Below are 15,037 nucleotides of genomic sequence, written 5' to 3'. Positions count from 1 at the left end.
CGCCATGGGCTCGCAGATAGTCGCCGAACTGCGGGGACCGGGTCTGGGCTTGCCGAGCCTGGGCTTTCTGTTCGGCCTGCTGCTGGCGGCGGCGCTTCGCGGCGCTGAGCACGCCGCCGCCCTCCGCGCCGATCGCAACGCCTTTGCCGGCATCGCCCACGATCGCGCCGACCACGTTCACGGCCTCTCTTGCGGCCAGGGAGACATAGCCCCGAATCCGGGGCGAGGTTCTTGACGCAGGCCAGCGTTCGGAAACAACTCAGACCTTCTGCTTGACTTTCACTGTCCGCGCGTGCCGCTCCGCTGGGTTAAATTACCCGCGGCGAGGCTGGGGCTTACCACTGAGCGGCAACCCATTTATCGACTCAGCGGTCCTTTTCTTCCGCTTGCTGGCAACCCAAAATCCAGGGTCTTCATCTCATGCCTTGAGGAAGGACCATCGCCAATCGCCAAATGAATTTTTAGGTGCTCCGGTTCAAATATCATGGTCTGAATTGTCAAGTCACCTTGATTAACCGAATGAAGCCGTTGTTGCATTTCTTTAATCCCAAGTTTTTCGCCCGGCGCGATGTTCTGGAGTTTCTCTTGCCGATCGAGAGTTCTATAAACATTGTCCTGCTTCTTTGCAGAAAGCTGTTTCGATGTAAAGTGGTTAGTACAGGTACAGAAGCCGTTAACCATAGATCGCCTGATAACGTTATCTGGCGTCAATTCCAACGTAGCACCGCCCTCCTTATCACAAAGAACCAAGAGCGTGCTTGTGGTACGTTCCATCTTCTTCAGCAATTCGATTGCTTCATCCACACTGCAGCATTCCTCGAGCAGCCTACGATAACATAAAGCAAATGGCGTCCCATTGGGATTGAATTTCCGATCCGGTGTAGGGGTGAAAACATCGTGACTAGCAAGGCACAAACCTGCGTCGTTCATGCCAGAAATACAGCCGATGAATCCTGGGAACCCTATGCATACAAATGCCTTCTTGTCCTTTTGCCGGTAGACAGTTACCAGGCTGTATGCATGGAGGTAGCCGCAGGAAAAAAAATCGAGATTTCGTCCGAACAAGGGCTTGCCGGTTGCGGTATGTTCGGCATTCACAATCAGACTGGAGCAGCCGAATAACTCGCGCAGCCCCACATTTTTGAGGTCAAACATGGTGTTCGCTGCCAACAGAGGGTCGCGGTCCATGTTGAAATTGGCAAGGGCGTCAAATTCTGCACGATGATGCTCAGGAAAGTTGAGAAGTAACAACCTTCCTTTTTGAACGAGTTTTTCGAAGACTTTTTGTCTCAGCTTGTCCCCGATGGGAAGGCGCCGCCTGAGGACATCCATCGGATAGCCCAATAGAATTTGAGCCGGTAGTAGGGCAAGAACGGCAACCTGCTCACCGATCTCCCGTGGAAGGCCCTCGACGGCGAGCACCGGGATATCATGGATATATGCTAACTCCCCCCTCTCGTACTTGCCCTCGGGGTAACGAAAGGGAATATTCGGCTGCGAAGCGCAAAGACCCAAGCGATTGGCGCTCCTGGAAAGAATCATCTCCAACCGAAAGCCTGGCATCGATGCAACTCCAGGAGCAGGGTGAAGGAACGAACCGGAAAGAGTTCCGATACACCCAGGTTCACGCACCCGTTCATACCCCCCGCTTTTTTTGCCGGGATCGCGGCCGTCTTGGCCGCATTTTCAGGGGGCGGGACGCCCGCGCTCCCAGGAAACTGAACGGTTACAAGTTCACAGCGTTGGGGGAGACGTCCCTGAACCTTGTCTATTGAACCGGAATAAGCTCCGGTTTCCGCGCTTCGCCCCCGGCAGAAGCCCGCTCACCATGGTTCCTGTGCCAGGCTCAAGGCACATTGTTGTCGATCTTTTCCTCAAAGCTCTGCTCCTTGGGGCTGGAGGCGAACGAGCCCGTCGTCCGGCAGTTCACCAGCCGCCGCGCTCCCCGCTCGCCCCAGGACTTGAACGCCTCTTTCACGTCATCCCATTCGTGGAAATCGCGGACGTCGAGCTTGCCGACCCGCTTGTCCGCGGCGGCATACAGGCGCTGGCCGGTCCGGGAATCCAGGAGCTCCAGCTCGAACGCCGCGTCTCCCGTGAACAAGGCCTGGCCCGTGGTTTCCGAGTAAAGCGCGGCGGGCGCGGTGACATAAGGCGCCAGGACGGCACCCTCTTTCAGCAGCACGTTGGCCTTGTCGGCCTCGGTCAGCGCCATGCGCACCCGCATCACATCCGGGCCCGGCTGGGTCACGACCTCGAACCGGGCCTTGTTCATGACGTCCTGCACGGTCTCGGTACCGAGCTTGCGCAGCATGTCGCGGTCCTTGGGCTCGAGCTTCTGCAGCCAGGAATCGCCCGGTTTCGCCCATAGCGTCACCGGATCGATCATCACTTTCGTGTACTTCCGACAGTCGGCGGCCGGATCGGCGTACATCAGCAGGGGCTCGTCGCCGTTGCCCTTGCGCAGGCTGGAATAGCTTCCCAGGAATCCGGAACGTTCGACCTCCCTTGCCTGCTTGGTCGCGCTGCAGCCGCAGAGAAACGACACGGCCACGGCTGCCAGCAGAGCACGGGAGCGGCCGTGACCATTGCGAAATGACGGCATCCGGCCGCGCCCCTTTTCCCTGTTCGAGATCCTCACCGCGGCTCTCCTCAAAATGAGGGGGCTTTTAGGCATTCGGACTGTTGACGACCTGGTAGACCACGTCGCTGCCGCTGTAGAACGGACGGTACCAGATCCCGCCGAACTCGTAGTACCTGACGCCGTTGACGGTATGGGTCGCCGCGCCGCCGGGGAGCGAACTCACGGTCAGGCCGGGGGGCGGCGTGACCACCGTATAGCCGCCGCCGGACGGTGTATAGAACGCCCCGCCGCAGTCGGAATAAGGCTGCTGGCCGCTGTAGACCGTGACGCAGGATGGCGGCAGGCTGGTCACGGTCGCCCCCAGCGGCGGAGGCGTCACCACATAACCCGAGCCCTGCGGCAGATAATAGGCGCCGTTCGAGTAGTAGTAGGTGTTGTTCTCGACCACGACGGGCTGCGAGTTGCGCGGCACCGAAGCGACCATTTCGCCGATCATGAGGCCCTCCATCATGCCCATCATCGCCATGCCGCTGTAATAGCCGCCCCAGGTGCCGCCGATGAACACCGGCCCGTAGTAGTTGCCGCCGCCGTAATAGTCGTAGCGGTTCCTCTGGAGCTGCTCCGCTTGTTGATAGTGGTACTGCGCCATGGCGTCCTGCTGCTTGTAGGCATTCTGCTGGACGGTGTTTATCTCCTTGTCGCGATTCTGCTGAGCCGTGTTGACCTCATTGTCCCGATCCTGTTGACGCTGGGCCGGCGTCGCCTCCTGGCGGTCTTCCGGGCGCTGGAAGCCCTGGCCTCCAGTCCCGAAATCGCGGTTCGCGCTCTGCCGCCAGTCGTGGCCGGCGCCGTCCGCGCCGTCGGACGCCCGCACACTGCCCAAGCCGCCGCCGCCGAAACTGCCGCCGCCTATCCCGGTCCCGCCGTAGCGTTGGCCCTCGTCACCGCGGTCATCCCCCGCGCGCTGGCCGAAACCGCCGCCCCCGACATGGCCGCCGAATTCCCCACCGCCGAAATGGCCGCCTCCGAATCCCCCGCCAAATCCGCCATGCGCGCCGGCAATCCGGGGCAGCCCCGCACCGGCCAGCAGCAATCCCAATACGGCGATGCCCAGACGGTTCTCAAATCCGGTATTTCGATTCATCAGTTTGTCCTCCACTCGCGTCACGGCGTTTTCTTTGCCTGCTCTTTCCTGGCAGAAGCCGCGGCTTTCAAGAACCCTATGCGCTCGGCCTTCGGCGGGAGCGCGGCACTGAACGCCGAATCCGGCAGATGGCTGGCGAAGTCCCAATCGGACAGCACCGCCATGTACTGCGGCGCGCCGGGAAGCGTCTTGTAGGTGATGACGAATTTCCGTGGCAGCGGCAGTTTGCCGTCTTCGATCCAGAGCTGCCAGTCGACGTTCTTGCCGACGAAGGCGAGATGATGGCACGGCATCCCCCCCACTTCGCTCATTCCGGCATGGAAACCGAATACCGCATGCTGCTTCAGGATGGCATAGGGGTCACTGTACAGCAGGTCCGACAATGGCGGCGTGAAACCGAGCTGGGAAATCAGATAGTCCAGCGTGGCGTCGATGCCCGCCGGCGTCTGCTCGGTGGCATAGGTGCCGTGCGCCTCGTCCAGCAGGGTGGAGGTCTTGCCGTCGTACCAGAAGCGTTTTCCGCCCGTGTCGGTGCGGTACCGGATCCGGAAACGGTCGGGGCGGCGGACCGCGATGTCGTCGGACGCCGCGAGCTGGATCTTCTGGCCGGAAGCGAGAAGATCGTCGTACAACACATCCACGTGCACCGAAAATTCCTTGGCGGACTTGAGGTAGTCCCCCATCTGCCGCAGCAACTGGTCCACCTGCGCACCGATCGCCGCTTCCGGCGCGCTTTCGGCGGCGGCCTTGGGTGCCGGCTTGTCGGCCCCGGTGGCCCAGCCGCCACCGGCGCAAATCAGCAGGCCGGCGAGCGCCAGGGCGCCGCGACGGCGTGTCCGTCGATTCTGTTTCACCACGTCCTCCGTTTGTCGAAGTGGGACAAGGCGCCGATGGCGCCGGTCCGAAAGATACCGCCGCCAATCCCGCAGACCAGCGCCGGCGTCTGCCCAGTCAGGGAATCAGTGACCTCGTCCGTCGCTGGGCGGTGCCAACGAGGGAAATGGTACCGGTGGCCAGTTAGTCGAGATTGCAATGCATATGTGCCTGCAAGACGGTCATCGATACCGATCGCAGCATAGGCACCGCACATTCGGCATCGGCCCAGGCTGGGAAAAGCGCACATCCGGAATCGATCGAGTCGGCAACCGAAGCTTCGCTCCACGCATCTTCTCCTTGAATCGAACAACCTAAGGACAAATCGGGCCAACTGCCGACAAAACCAGCCATCGCGAAAATGACGCCGCGCAGTGACACTGCGCGAATAAGCCTACAACATCGAAGTGAGAGCGCAAACCATGAGCGGGCGCTTGTTCTAGCGGGGCGCGCGTGCCGGCGGAAAGGCCGCGAACATCTTCGCTATCGCCTGCCCGGCCAGCGCCTCGTTCTCGGCCGGATCCTCGGAGAGGGTTTCATGCGCCACACCTCGCCAGATGGGACGCCCCGACCGCCCATCGAGGACGTTCACGATCAGCGTCCCTTCCCGGAAGGTGGTGACCACCGTTTGGGCGGGACCGACATTCTGGTTGAGCGCCCAACCATCGTAGTAGGTATCGTTGCGCTCCTCCTCTTCGGTCAGGACTTCAGCGTCCAGAGCGGCGTCCCCCTTGCCCTCGGCGACCCTGTGCCAGCCTTTGGAACGCAATGCGGCGTCGATCAGCTCGACGATCCTGCGGTCCACCGACGCGTTGCCGGACGCCGGCCGGCTGAGCCAAAAGTAGGTCTTGTACCGCGAAAAATCGGCGTTCCGGTCGAAACCGGTATCCACCTGGATCGCGGCGCAAGCCAAAAGCAGCGCAAGAACGAGCGAGCCAGCCACTGCCGACATCCACCTCCATTTCGTATTCGAATGCACGGTTTCTCCTCCGATGCGTTTAATCTCTGGATTGGGACAATTGCATGCCGACCAGCCGGGCCACCAGGATCGCCACGTACATCTGGCCGGCGATCGCCTCCATGTAGGCCAGCATGCCCGCCACCCGGCTCAAGGGGACGATGTCGCCGTAGCCCACGGTCGCAAGCGTGACGAAGCTGAAATACAGATAGGCGGGCGATACCGGATCCTGATGACACTGCGGCGCGCCGCACTGGTAGGAGCCCGGCGCGACGGTCTCCAGCAGGAAATGGGCGTTGGCGAAGGTGAATCCCATGAGCAGATAGACGCTGACGGCGCCGTACAGCAGGCTGGCGGAAACATGCGCCCGGCTGGAGAAGATGTCCCAGGCCAGCGCGAGTGTGACGCGGGAGAAAAACAGGAAGCTGAATATCAGCCAGACGACCGTGAGCCAGTAGGTTTCCGGCACGAACAGACGGGCCCAGCCGGCCACGAACATGACGAAGGCTGCAGTAACCGTAAGCGCGATCTGGATGGGCGTCCTGCCGGTGGCCAGGGTGCCGGAAATGAGGGTGCCGATCATGATCAGCTGCTCCACGATCCGGACCACCAGCCGTTCCGTCACGGCGCTGATGATGAGGAGCACGATCAAAGTGGCCAGCAGATAGACGTAATAGTGCGGCCCGCGGCCGAAGCCGAGAAGGTGACCCGGCGTGACACGCCGCGGAGGAGATTTGCCGCGAACAGGTTCCTTCATGAGAGAAGACTGGGCATGGTCGATCCCGGATTACGCTCCTGACACGGCGCTCTATCGGGAAGTTTACCTGCTATTTCGAGGATTTCTTGCGAGCGCGGCCACCTCCGGCGCGCTTTTTTCCCTTCCCGCTGGAAGGCTTGTCCGCTTTATCCTCTGCCGAGGGCTTCGCCGCCTTGAGCTGCGCCTCCCGCCACTCGCCGACCCGCTGCAAGGCTTCGCCGATCTCGCCCGGCGTCATTTCGTCCACGAGGGTGGCGCGCGCCTCCAGCGCATCCGTCTGACCGCCGTCTGCAGCCAGCGTGTACCAGTAGTAAGCCTTCACGTTGTCGCGGATCACGCCCTCGCCTTCGGCATACATCGAACCCAGCACTGCCGCCGCGCCGGGTTCGCCCTGGTCCGCGGCTTTGGCAAACCAGCGGGCGGCTTCGTCGGTATTCTTGTCCACGCCGAGACCGTAGTAATAGAGGATGCCCAGCTTGCTCTGCCCGATGGGGTCGCCATGCTCGGCGGCCTGGCGGTACCAGCGCTCGGCAGCCGCATAGTCCTGCTCGACCCCCAACCCCTTCATGTAGAGATTGCCGAGATTCACCTGGGCCGCGGGCTCACCTCGCTCAGCCGCCTGCTTGAATTCCCGCAGTGCGGCCGGGTAATCGCCCCGCTCGACGGCCTTCACTCCGGCGTCCCCGTCGGCGTACGCCGCACCGCAAAGAAAAACCGTGAGAAGCCATGCCACGGGACGCATTAGGGATGCGTGGCAAGGATGAGCTTGGCGTTGGAGCCTGCGTGGGAAAAACATCTTTGGATTCGGATTGCATCAAGTAAGATCGAACACGCACAGCATACCGTACGTCATTCGCACGATTCACACTCGGTCGAATGCCGATTCCAGCCGATCGTCTTCCTCCCCGAGATCCACGCCGATCAGCCGGAACTGCTCCCGTAATCCGCCCGCAGTTCCTCGACCTTCAGCTCCCCGCTCATCCGTACACCCCGTCATGGCTACCGATGTCGAGCAGGAGGATTTGATGTTCGGTAATTCGCAAGGTGAGTGTGATGCGGTAGCGGTAGCGGTAGCGGTAGCTGTAGGTGAGGCTGACAACCTGCAGGCCCTGTAGCTTACCGCCGAGGGGATGCAGGCGCAGGCTGGGTTCGAAAGGGTCCGCGCGCAGTTTTTCCAATGTTTCGATGAAGCGAGCCCGGAGGTCAGGATGTTTGGTCAGAAACTTCCTCGCGCGCCGTTCGAAGAAGGCCGTGGTGGCGAGAGTCCATGTCATGCGGCGGGTTCGCTGTCCAGGCGTTGCATGAGGGCTTCGACGTTGTCATGCCGCGTGACGCGGCCGGCCTTGGCGTCCTCCAGCGAGGCCTTGATGCGGGCTAGAGCAGCTTCTTCCTGGGCTTCGAGCAGTTCCTGGTAGCTCTCTTCCGTCAGCACCACGTATTGCGGGCGGTTGTTCTTGATGATGTGCACCGGGCCTTGGGCCAGCGCTTCGTCCACGGCGGCGATGCCGCGGCGCTTGATTTCCTGGGCGGGGATGGCGTTCATTGAGGCTCCTGTACCGAATTGGATACCCATTCAAGCACCGAACATGGCATCTATCAAGCAGCATACGTGTGGCTGCGCTGGCTTATCCACTCTAACGCCGGTAGGGTCACCCGCCAGAGTTGGTGGATGCGCTTCGCTTATCCACCCTACGATGGGACGTTGATAAAAACAGCGTTGGTAGGGTGGATAAGCGAAGCGCATCCACCCAACCCCATCGATTCATGAAATCCGGCGATGCTCCCTCATCCCCATCATTCCAATTCCAAACCCGCAATGTGTGCCGGCTCGTCACTGCCCCACGCCGGTTCATACCAGCCTTTCGCCACCGCCTTCTTGAAACTGGACCAGGGCCAATCGATCGGCCGTCGAGCCAGACCATGTTTGACGGGGTTGTAATGGACGTAATCCATGTGCCGGCGGCAATCTTCTTGGTCACGGATGGCATGTTCCCAGAATCGGCGCTGCCATACCGGGCGTTCGTTTCGGAGATTGGTGACCGGGTCTAACTGCCGCGATGCGATTTTCTTGATCTCCCGCCAGCGTCCGGAATAGTCGTCATCTCCTGTCGGCAGGCGCCAGATGCAATGGAGGTGATCCGGCATGACGACGATGGCCTCGATCTCGAAGGGACGGGCGGTTTTCACCTTCGCAAATGCGGCCCGCAGGATTTGGATGGCAGACTCATCGGCGAAATACGGCGTTCTGTCGTGCGTGACCACGGTGAAGAAGAAGGTTCCTCCGGCGATTTTGGCTCTTCGGTAGTTGCTCATCGGTGTTTGTCTGGTGGATGCGCTTCGCTTATCCACCCTTCGGCTGTCTCATGCAGCCAACGTCTCGTTCAATTCTTCAATGATCGAGTTCAACTTATCGCCGAACAGCTGATGCAGCTTGCCGAGGCCGCCATGTTGCGGGAACGGCGCGTACTCGAAGTCATCCGGCTCGATGCCCAGATTTGCGGCGATGTGGTCGCAGATCATTTCCAGCCACGCCTTGAAGTTGGCGTTGACGCGCTCGGGGAAGGGGATGAGTTCGTTGTCCTGGTGGATGGCAAATCTGACCAGCGAGACGAGGTCGGTGAGGATGCGGCGGCCAGAGGCGCCTCTGACCTTGGATTTTTCCAGCGCGGCGTAGGCGTTCCAGAGCTGGGATTCGTTCAACAGGTAGGGCGGCTTTTCGATTGTCTCCGCGAGTTCCTTCACGGCCTCATCAGCCATCTGATTCGAAGGCCCCTTTGCCAACTGAAAGTGCGATTTCGCCGAACTGCGGCGCTTAACCCGCCGCGAGCCATAGCCGCAGACGCAGCATCCACTCCGGTGTGAAACCCACGCTGCGGGAACGGATCGTGCCGTCCGGGGCGAGGACGAAGAACGCCGGCACGCCGCGGATACCGTAACCTGCGCCTACGACGCCATCCGGATCGGGTACGATCCGCCAATCCAGGCGCCGCTCCGCGACATGACGCGCGACCTCCGCAACATCCCCGGACTGGTACGCGACCGTGATGACCGCGTGGTCGCGGGCGAGGCTTCCGATCTTGTCTTCCATCGCGCCGCAGATCGGGCACCAGCTTGCCCAGAAGTAGACGAGCGCGGGCCGGCCGCGCAAGCTGTCCAGCGAAACGGGGGAACCGTCCAGGAAGCGGCCCTCGATGGCGGGAGCGGGCCCGGAAGCCATGTCACGGTTGAGAAACCCTTGCACGGCGAAGAACAGGGCGACGACCGCACCCCACCCCAGCACCCTGCGCCAGCGGACGGCCATCACGGGAACGCCGGATCGAAGCGCTGGATCAGGCCGCCGCCATGGGTCTTGAGCCACTGGCGTTCCTGCCGCCAGTCCGGCAGATGGGCCGCCACCAGTTCCCAGAAATCACCCGAGTGGTTGCGGTGGCGGATATGGCAGAGTTCATGCACCACCACGTACTCCAGGACCGAAAGCGGCGCCAGCCCCAGCAGCCAGTTGAGATTCACGTCGTTCGCCGGGCCGCAGCTTCCCCAGCGGGTGCGCATGCTCTTGATCCGCAATTGGCGCGGATAAAGCCCGTGCAGCGGCGCATGCCGCTGGATCAGTTCGGTCACACGGCCCGGCAACCGGCGCTTCATCCAGCCGAACAAAGCGTCGCGCACGTAACGGTCCCGTTCGGCACCGCAGGTCTGGGGCAGGATCAGGCGCAGCCCCCGCTCCTCCAAGGAAATCCGGACGCGGTTGCCGCCGGTTTCCTCGATGAACAGCGGCGTTTCCCGGCCCTCCAGCGGCACGCTGCCGCCTTCCGCCGGGAAACGCTCCACCCGGCCCTGCCGCAGCTTGGCCAGCCGCGCCTGCATTTCTTCCAGCTTCGCCTGGGCCCAGCCGCTATGCTGGCGGACGAAGGCCAGCACCGTGGATTCGGGCAGCCCCTCGGGCGCCACCACCTCGATGCCCTCGGGGCGTATCAGCAGCCGCAGGTACTTGGCGCGGGTGCTGCGGCGAAGGCGGTAGGGTGGCAGTGGGTGCACGATAGCGACTGCTAGCGAGAAGGATGGATGGCGAGGATATGAAGCTCCTTGTCGCCGGCGGGACGCTTCCAGGTGACCGTATCGCCGGCCTCGGCGTTCAGCAGCGCCTTGGCCAGCGGCGACACCCAGCTGATCTTGCCGTGGGCCGCGTCCGCCTCGTCTTCGCCGACGATGGAATAACGCAGTGCATTGCCGGCCTCGTCCTCCAGCTCGACCGTCGCTCCGAAATGGACCCTGTCGCAGGCTTGGGCCGCGGTATCGACCGGGATGGCGCTGACGACCCGCTCGTCGTAATAGCGCAGTTCGCGCTCGACGTGGCGGAGCTGCTGTTTCGCACCGACCGACTCGTCGCCCAACAGGCGCTGCCGTTCGGCCGAAAGCTCCGCGACCCTGGCCTGGAGCTGGGCCAGCCCCGCCGGTGTCACGTAGTTCGGATGCGGGCTGACGGGGCGCTCCGGCGCGCCGTCGTCCAGCTCGTCGCCGTCGGTTTCCTTGACGAATGCACGGCTCATGGGTTCGTTTCGGGTTGGGTGAAAAACGGCTTGCGAGAATACTCTTGCAGGCACCGGGAAACAAATGTGCCGCTACCGGGCGGACACCCCAAGCAATTCCGCCGTCAGTTCGGCCAGGCGCCGCGAACCGCCGCCTTCGCCCAGCGTGGTCCTGACCTCGGCCAGATCGTCCCGGACCCGCAAGGCGTAGGCCGGGTCGTTCAGGATGCGCAGTATCTCGCCGCCGACCGCTTCCGCATCGGCTTCGTGCTGGATGAACTCCTGCACGATCTTGCGCCCCGCCAGGATGTTGGGCAGGCCGATGAAAGGAATGGTCACCAGCAGCCTGCCGAGCCAATAGCTCAGCGGCGCCAGCTTGTAGACGATGGCCATGGGCACGCCGAGCAGGGCCACTTCCAGGGTCGCGGTGCCCGAGGTGGTGATGACGGCATCGCAGCAGCCCAAGGCGTCGTGCCGCCGTTCCTTGACCACCTCGACCGGCACCGGCGCCGCCTCCAGTTCGGCGGCCAACAGCTCGTCGGCGACCGACGGCGCCTGGATCAGCACGAAACGGGCGTCCGGCCGCTCCCCGGCGATTCGCATCGCGGCCCGCAGCATCATCGGCAGCAGGCGGCGGATTTCATTGCCTCGGCTGCCCGGCAGCAGGCCGACCAGGGGGCCGGATTCGTCCAGCCCCAGCTCCCGCCTCATCCTCCCCGCATCGGCGACCGGCGCGATCTTCCCGGCCAGGGGATGGCCGACATAGGTCACGGGGATGCCGTGCCGCTCGTAGAACGGCACTTCGAACGGGAAGATCACCGCCATGTGGTCGATCGCCCGGCCGTAGTCCTTGACCCGTCCCGGCCGCCACGCCCACACCTGCGGGCTGACGTAGAACAGCACCTCGATGCCGGCCGCCTTGGCGGCGCGGGCCAGGCGGAAATTGAATTCCTTGTAGTCGACGCAGATCAGCAGATCGGGCCGCTCGGTGCGGGCCAGCGCCTTCATGGCCTCGAGCGCACGGCTGATCTCGCCGTAGTGGCGGGCGATTTCGGCCAGCCCGATGACGCCGAGGCCGGTAGAGTCGACCCGGATGTCGATGCCGGCCTCGCGCATGGCGGAACCGCCCATGCCGATGCCGCGGACTTGCGGAATCAGGGCCCGGAGTTCGCGGAACATCGCGGCGGCATGCTGGTCGCCGGAGGCTTCCCCGGCGACCAGCATGACCAGCGGAGCACGCTCAGCCATTCACCGCCTGGCGCACCACGTCCGCGATCTTGCGGATATCCGCTTCCGCCAGCTCGGGGAAGATCGGCAGCGAAACGCAGCGCGCCGCCACCGCCTCGCAGACCGGCAGGCTGACGTCGGCGTAGTCCTGCGCGAACACGTTTTGCCGGTGCAGCGGCACGGGGTAGTAGATCGCACAGCCGATGCCGGCTTTCTGCAGCGCTTCCAGGATGGCGTCGCGGCGGTCGCTCAGCAGGGTGTACTGGTGGTAGACGTGCACGCCGATGCCGTCCTCGTAAGGCACTTCGGCGATGTCGGCCATCAGTTCCGAATACCGATGGGCGACGCGGCGGCGGTCGGCGTTGAATTCGTCGATGTATTTGAGCTTGACCCGCAGCACCACCGCCTGCAGTTCGTCCAGCCGGCTGTTGTAGCCGATCACGTCGTGGTAGTAGCGCACCTTCGAGCCGTGGTTGCGCAGCGTCTTGACCTGTTCCGCCACCTCGTCCGAGTCGGTCGTCACCAGGCCGCCGTCGCCGTAGCAGCCGAGGTTCTTGCTGGGGAAGAAACTGAAACCGGAGCTTAGCCCTAAACTTCCGGTCTGCCGCCCGCCGACGGTGGCGCCGAAGGATTGCGCGCAGTCTTCGACGATCTTGAGGCCATGACGGTCGGCGACGGCCTGGAGCCGCGGCATGTCGGCCGGTTGGCCGAACAGGTGGACCGGCATGATGGCGCGGGTCCTGGCCGTCACCGCGGCTTCGACAGCCACGGGGCAGAGATTGAAGGTCCTGGCGTCGATGTCGACGAACACCGGCTTGGCGCCGACGTAGCGGATCGCCTCCGCCGTCGCGATGAAGGTGAAGGGCGAGGTGATGACCTCGTCGCCCTCGCCGATGCCGGCGGCCAAGAGGGCCAGATGCAGGGCGTCGGTGCCCGAGGCCACCCCGATGGCATGCTTCACGCCCAGGTATTCGGCGGCCTCCTTCTCGAAGGCCTGCACGTTCGGCCCCAGCACGAAGGCGCAGGATTCCAGCGCATCCGCCAGGCCCTTGTCGATTTCCGGCTTCAGGCGGGCGTACTGGGTCTTGAGGTCAACCATGGGGATCATGCGGCAAAACTCCTGAATATCTTTAAGACTTGAGCAGATGGGTGATTTCGATGGCTGTCGCCAGAGCGCGGCGACCAGCCTGGCCGGATACCAGCGGCTCGCGGTTTTCGCGGATGCAGTCGAGGAAATGGCGGATCTCCTCCATCAGAGCGTCGCCGTTCTCGAACACCGACTCCTCGCTGAGGATTTCCGGCACGCCGGGGAACATCTCGCCCTCGCCCTTGCAGTGGCGGGCCAGCACGCGGTTCTGGAAATCGACCGAGACATAGGCGTTGGGCATGAACAGGCGCATCTTGCGCTCGACCTTCAGGCTCACCCGGCTGGCGGTGACGTTGGCGACGCAGCCGCTCGTGAACTGGAGCCGGGCGTTGGCGATGTCGATGTCGCCGGTGAGCACGGCCACGCCCTTGGCGTCGATCCGCTCGACCTCGGAGTCAACCATGTCGAGGATGATGTCGATGTCGTGGATCATCAGGTCCAGCACCACGCTGACGTCGTTGGCGCGGGGCTTGAACGGCGCCAGCCGGTGCGATTCGATGAACAGCGGCTTGTGGTGGTCGAGGTCCAACCCCAGCACGGCAGCGTTGAAGCGCTCCAGATGGCCGACCATGAGAACGCGCTGCTTTTCCTTGGCGATCCGGATCAGCTCGTCGGCCTCCTCCACCGTCACGGTGATGGGTTTTTCCACCAGCACGTGCGCGCCGGCTTCGAGAAAATCCCGGGCAACGCGATGGTGCAGGCTGGTCGGCACCACGATGCTGACCGCATCCACCTTGCCCAGGAGGGCCCGGTAGTCGGTCAGACCTTCGACGCCCAGGCGGTCGCCGATCTCCGCAGCGGTCAGGGGATCGGCATCGACCACGGCGACCAGTTCGCAGCCCGGCAGGGCGGCATATTTTTCCGCGTGGAACTTGCCGAGATAGCCCACGCCGATCACGGCGCATTTCAAAGGATTCATGGGAGCAACCTTGGGTTTTTCTGGATTATTCCGGATCGCGCGATTCCAGCTCGAAGAAAGCGAGGGTGCCGCGCTTGGAGCCCGCGCCGCACCAGGCGCGGAGATAGGCCAGTTCCGGCGTGTCGGGCAGGCCGTCGAGCGCGGCGCGGATCCGCAGGCGGCGGAAAGCGGCCGAGACGGCCTTGAGCCGGTCGCTGTCGATGCCGGCGCGGCGCATGCCGACCAGATTGAGACGATAGTGCTTGCCGGGACGGCCGCCGACCATGGTGTAGGGAATCACGTCCTTGTTGATGCCGGCCAACCCCTGCAGCATCGCGAGGGTCCCGATCCGGCAGAACTGGTGCACCATCACCCCGCCGCCGAAGAATACCCGGTCGTCCACCCGGCAGTGGCCGCCCAGCGTGGCGCCGCTGGCCAGGATGTTGTGGTCGCCCAGCACGCAATCGTGGCCGACGTGGGTGTTGTTCATGAGGTAGTTGTTCGATCCCAACCGGGTCGAGCCGCCCGCCTTGGTGGCGCGGCTGACCGTCACGCCTTCGCGCAGCACATTGCCGTCACCAAGCTCGACATAAGTTTCCGTAGCAGGATCGAAGCCCAGGTCCTGCGGCAGGCCGCCGAGCACGGCATGGGGATGGACCACGTTCGCCCGCCCCATCCGGACATAGGAATGAATCACGGCGTGCGCGCCGATCCGGCAGCCGTCACCGATCTCGACATGGTCCTCGATGGCGGCGAAAGGGCCGACGGAGACGTCGGCGCCGAGCTTGGCCGTCGGCGCGACACAGGCGGTGGGATGGATGCTGGGCATTCTCTTGCTTTCCTCTTTAACGTGAAACAACGCGAAGCGTTTCCTTGTCCCCCTCTCCCGCAAGCGGGAGAGGGCCCGGGTGAGGGGAACGATC

The 15,037-nt window shown here is 63.2% G+C and carries 19 protein-coding genes; 1 reads left to right on the top strand and 18 read right to left on the bottom strand.

Translation table 11 applies throughout. The features are described 5' to 3' along the window. Positions 1-4 precede the first annotated feature (4 nt). A complete protein-coding gene (locus tag ABZN20_RS17085; protein ID WP_218805631.1) occupies positions 5-235 on the top strand; it encodes a hypothetical protein in 231 nt (76 codons plus the stop codon). Between the two features lie 122 nt (positions 236-357). Here ABZN20_RS17085 and ABZN20_RS17080 read toward each other — a convergent pair whose 3' ends face one another. From ABZN20_RS17080 to lpxA, 18 genes are all read right to left on the bottom strand, one after another. After that, the gene (locus ABZN20_RS17080; RefSeq protein WP_367026049.1) at positions 358-1,563 is read right to left on the bottom strand and encodes a C45 family peptidase; all 1,206 of its coding nucleotides are present in this window, start codon (positions 1,561-1,563) and stop codon (positions 358-360) included. Between the two features lie 283 nt (positions 1,564-1,846). Beyond that, positions 1,847-2,605 (bottom strand): DUF3313 domain-containing protein, encoded by a 759-nt coding sequence (locus tag ABZN20_RS17075; protein WP_367026048.1) that lies wholly within the window; start codon positions 2,603-2,605, stop codon positions 1,847-1,849. Positions 2,606-2,669: 64 nt separating this feature from the next. Continuing rightward, positions 2,670-3,728, bottom strand: coding sequence for a DUF6515 family protein (locus ABZN20_RS17070; protein WP_218805629.1), 1,059 nt, complete (start codon positions 3,726-3,728; stop codon positions 2,670-2,672). Between the two features lie 20 nt (positions 3,729-3,748). Continuing rightward, entirely contained in the window at positions 3,749-4,582 is an 834-nt protein-coding gene (locus ABZN20_RS17065) for a DUF2092 domain-containing protein (protein ID WP_367026047.1), read from the bottom strand. Between the two features lie 458 nt (positions 4,583-5,040). Continuing rightward, positions 5,041-5,553, bottom strand: coding sequence for a DUF4136 domain-containing protein (locus ABZN20_RS17060; protein ID WP_255556716.1), 513 nt, complete (start codon positions 5,551-5,553; stop codon positions 5,041-5,043). A 46-nt stretch (positions 5,554-5,599) separates the two neighbouring features. Next, positions 5,600-6,316: an ion channel gene (locus ABZN20_RS17055; protein WP_367026046.1), complete on the bottom strand. Its 717-nt coding sequence runs from the start codon at positions 6,314-6,316 to the stop codon at positions 5,600-5,602. A gap of 70 nt (positions 6,317-6,386) precedes the next feature. After that, positions 6,387-7,049, bottom strand: coding sequence for a tetratricopeptide repeat protein (locus tag ABZN20_RS17050; protein ID WP_367026045.1), 663 nt, complete (start codon positions 7,047-7,049; stop codon positions 6,387-6,389). 244 nt (positions 7,050-7,293) lie between these two features. After that, complete coding sequence (locus ABZN20_RS17045) at positions 7,294-7,590, bottom strand: type II toxin-antitoxin system YafQ family toxin (RefSeq protein ID WP_367026044.1); 297 nt, start codon at positions 7,588-7,590, stop codon at positions 7,294-7,296. Next, complete coding sequence (locus ABZN20_RS17040) at positions 7,587-7,859, bottom strand: hypothetical protein (RefSeq protein ID WP_367026043.1); 273 nt, start codon at positions 7,857-7,859, stop codon at positions 7,587-7,589. Before ABZN20_RS17040 ends, ABZN20_RS17045 begins: the two co-directional genes overlap by 4 nt. Before the next feature lie 251 nt (positions 7,860-8,110). Next, complete coding sequence (locus ABZN20_RS17035; protein ID WP_423246452.1) at positions 8,111-8,629, bottom strand: REP-associated tyrosine transposase; 519 nt, start codon at positions 8,627-8,629, stop codon at positions 8,111-8,113. Positions 8,630-8,677: 48 nt separating this feature from the next. Beyond that, the gene (locus tag ABZN20_RS17030; RefSeq protein WP_367026041.1) at positions 8,678-9,073 is read right to left on the bottom strand and encodes a type I restriction-modification enzyme R subunit C-terminal domain-containing protein; all 396 of its coding nucleotides are present in this window, start codon (positions 9,071-9,073) and stop codon (positions 8,678-8,680) included. Positions 9,074-9,128: 55 nt separating this feature from the next. Then, positions 9,129-9,617 (bottom strand): protein disulfide oxidoreductase, encoded by a 489-nt coding sequence (locus tag ABZN20_RS17025; protein WP_367026040.1) that lies wholly within the window; start codon positions 9,615-9,617, stop codon positions 9,129-9,131. After that, positions 9,617-10,351, bottom strand: coding sequence for a M48 family metallopeptidase (locus ABZN20_RS17020; protein WP_367026039.1), 735 nt, complete (start codon positions 10,349-10,351; stop codon positions 9,617-9,619). The genes ABZN20_RS17025 and ABZN20_RS17020 overlap by 1 nt, the downstream gene beginning before the upstream one ends. A gap of 11 nt (positions 10,352-10,362) precedes the next feature. Continuing rightward, entirely contained in the window at positions 10,363-10,863 is a 501-nt protein-coding gene (locus ABZN20_RS17015) for a GreA/GreB family elongation factor (protein ID WP_367026037.1), read from the bottom strand. A gap of 72 nt (positions 10,864-10,935) precedes the next feature. Further along, positions 10,936-12,090 carry a lipid-A-disaccharide synthase gene (gene lpxB, locus ABZN20_RS17010; RefSeq protein ID WP_367026036.1) on the bottom strand — a complete coding sequence of 385 codons (1,155 nt, stop codon included), beginning with the start codon at positions 12,088-12,090 and terminating at the stop codon, positions 10,936-10,938. After that, entirely contained in the window at positions 12,083-13,177 is a 1,095-nt protein-coding gene (locus tag ABZN20_RS17005; RefSeq protein ID WP_367026035.1) for a DegT/DnrJ/EryC1/StrS family aminotransferase, read from the bottom strand. Before ABZN20_RS17005 ends, lpxB begins: the two co-directional genes overlap by 8 nt. Positions 13,178-13,199: 22 nt before the next feature. Further along, entirely contained in the window at positions 13,200-14,135 is a 936-nt protein-coding gene (locus tag ABZN20_RS17000) for a Gfo/Idh/MocA family oxidoreductase (protein ID WP_367026034.1), read from the bottom strand. A gap of 25 nt (positions 14,136-14,160) precedes the next feature. Continuing rightward, positions 14,161-14,943: an acyl-ACP--UDP-N-acetylglucosamine O-acyltransferase gene (gene lpxA / locus ABZN20_RS16995; RefSeq protein ID WP_218805615.1), complete on the bottom strand. Its 783-nt coding sequence runs from the start codon at positions 14,941-14,943 to the stop codon at positions 14,161-14,163. Positions 14,944-15,037: the final 94 nt, after the last annotated feature.

The organism is Methylococcus sp. ANG (assembly GCF_040730495.1).
Classification (GTDB): Bacteria; Pseudomonadota; Gammaproteobacteria; order Methylococcales; family Methylococcaceae; genus Methylococcus.
The sequence above is the reverse complement of the archived record's forward strand: the minus strand, read 5'-3'. Positions and strand labels throughout refer to the sequence as shown.

Coding starts and splice junctions, on each gene's coding strand:
- ABZN20_RS17040 (WP_367026043.1), bottom strand. CDS start 7,859: ATGAACGCCATCCCCGCCCAGGAAATCAAGCGCCGCGGCATCGCCGCC.
- ABZN20_RS17085 (WP_218805631.1), top strand. CDS start 5: ATGGGCTCGCAGATAGTCGCCGAACTGCGGGGACCGGGTCTGGGCTTG.
- ABZN20_RS17055 (WP_367026046.1), bottom strand. CDS start 6,316: ATGAAGGAACCTGTTCGCGGCAAATCTCCTCCGCGGCGTGTCACGCCG.
- ABZN20_RS17045 (WP_367026044.1), bottom strand. CDS start 7,590: ATGACATGGACTCTCGCCACCACGGCCTTCTTCGAACGGCGCGCGAGG.
- lpxA (WP_218805615.1), bottom strand. CDS start 14,943: ATGCCCAGCATCCATCCCACCGCCTGTGTCGCGCCGACGGCCAAGCTC.
- ABZN20_RS17025 (WP_367026040.1), bottom strand. CDS start 9,617: ATGGCCGTCCGCTGGCGCAGGGTGCTGGGGTGGGGTGCGGTCGTCGCC.
- ABZN20_RS17015 (WP_367026037.1), bottom strand. CDS start 10,863: ATGAGCCGTGCATTCGTCAAGGAAACCGACGGCGACGAGCTGGACGAC.
- ABZN20_RS17000 (WP_367026034.1), bottom strand. CDS start 14,135: ATGAATCCTTTGAAATGCGCCGTGATCGGCGTGGGCTATCTCGGCAAG.
- ABZN20_RS17075 (WP_367026048.1), bottom strand. CDS start 2,605: ATGCCGTCATTTCGCAATGGTCACGGCCGCTCCCGTGCTCTGCTGGCA.
- ABZN20_RS17070 (WP_218805629.1), bottom strand. CDS start 3,728: ATGAATCGAAATACCGGATTTGAGAACCGTCTGGGCATCGCCGTATTG.
- ABZN20_RS17030 (WP_367026041.1), bottom strand. CDS start 9,073: ATGGCTGATGAGGCCGTGAAGGAACTCGCGGAGACAATCGAAAAGCCG.
- ABZN20_RS17060 (WP_255556716.1), bottom strand. CDS start 5,553: ATGTCGGCAGTGGCTGGCTCGCTCGTTCTTGCGCTGCTTTTGGCTTGC.
- ABZN20_RS17005 (WP_367026035.1), bottom strand. CDS start 13,177: ATGATCCCCATGGTTGACCTCAAGACCCAGTACGCCCGCCTGAAGCCG.
- lpxB (WP_367026036.1), bottom strand. CDS start 12,090: ATGGCTGAGCGTGCTCCGCTGGTCATGCTGGTCGCCGGGGAAGCCTCC.
- ABZN20_RS17035 (WP_423246452.1), bottom strand. CDS start 8,629: ATGAGCAACTACCGAAGAGCCAAAATCGCCGGAGGAACCTTCTTCTTC.
- ABZN20_RS17080 (WP_367026049.1), bottom strand. CDS start 1,563: ATGCCAGGCTTTCGGTTGGAGATGATTCTTTCCAGGAGCGCCAATCGC.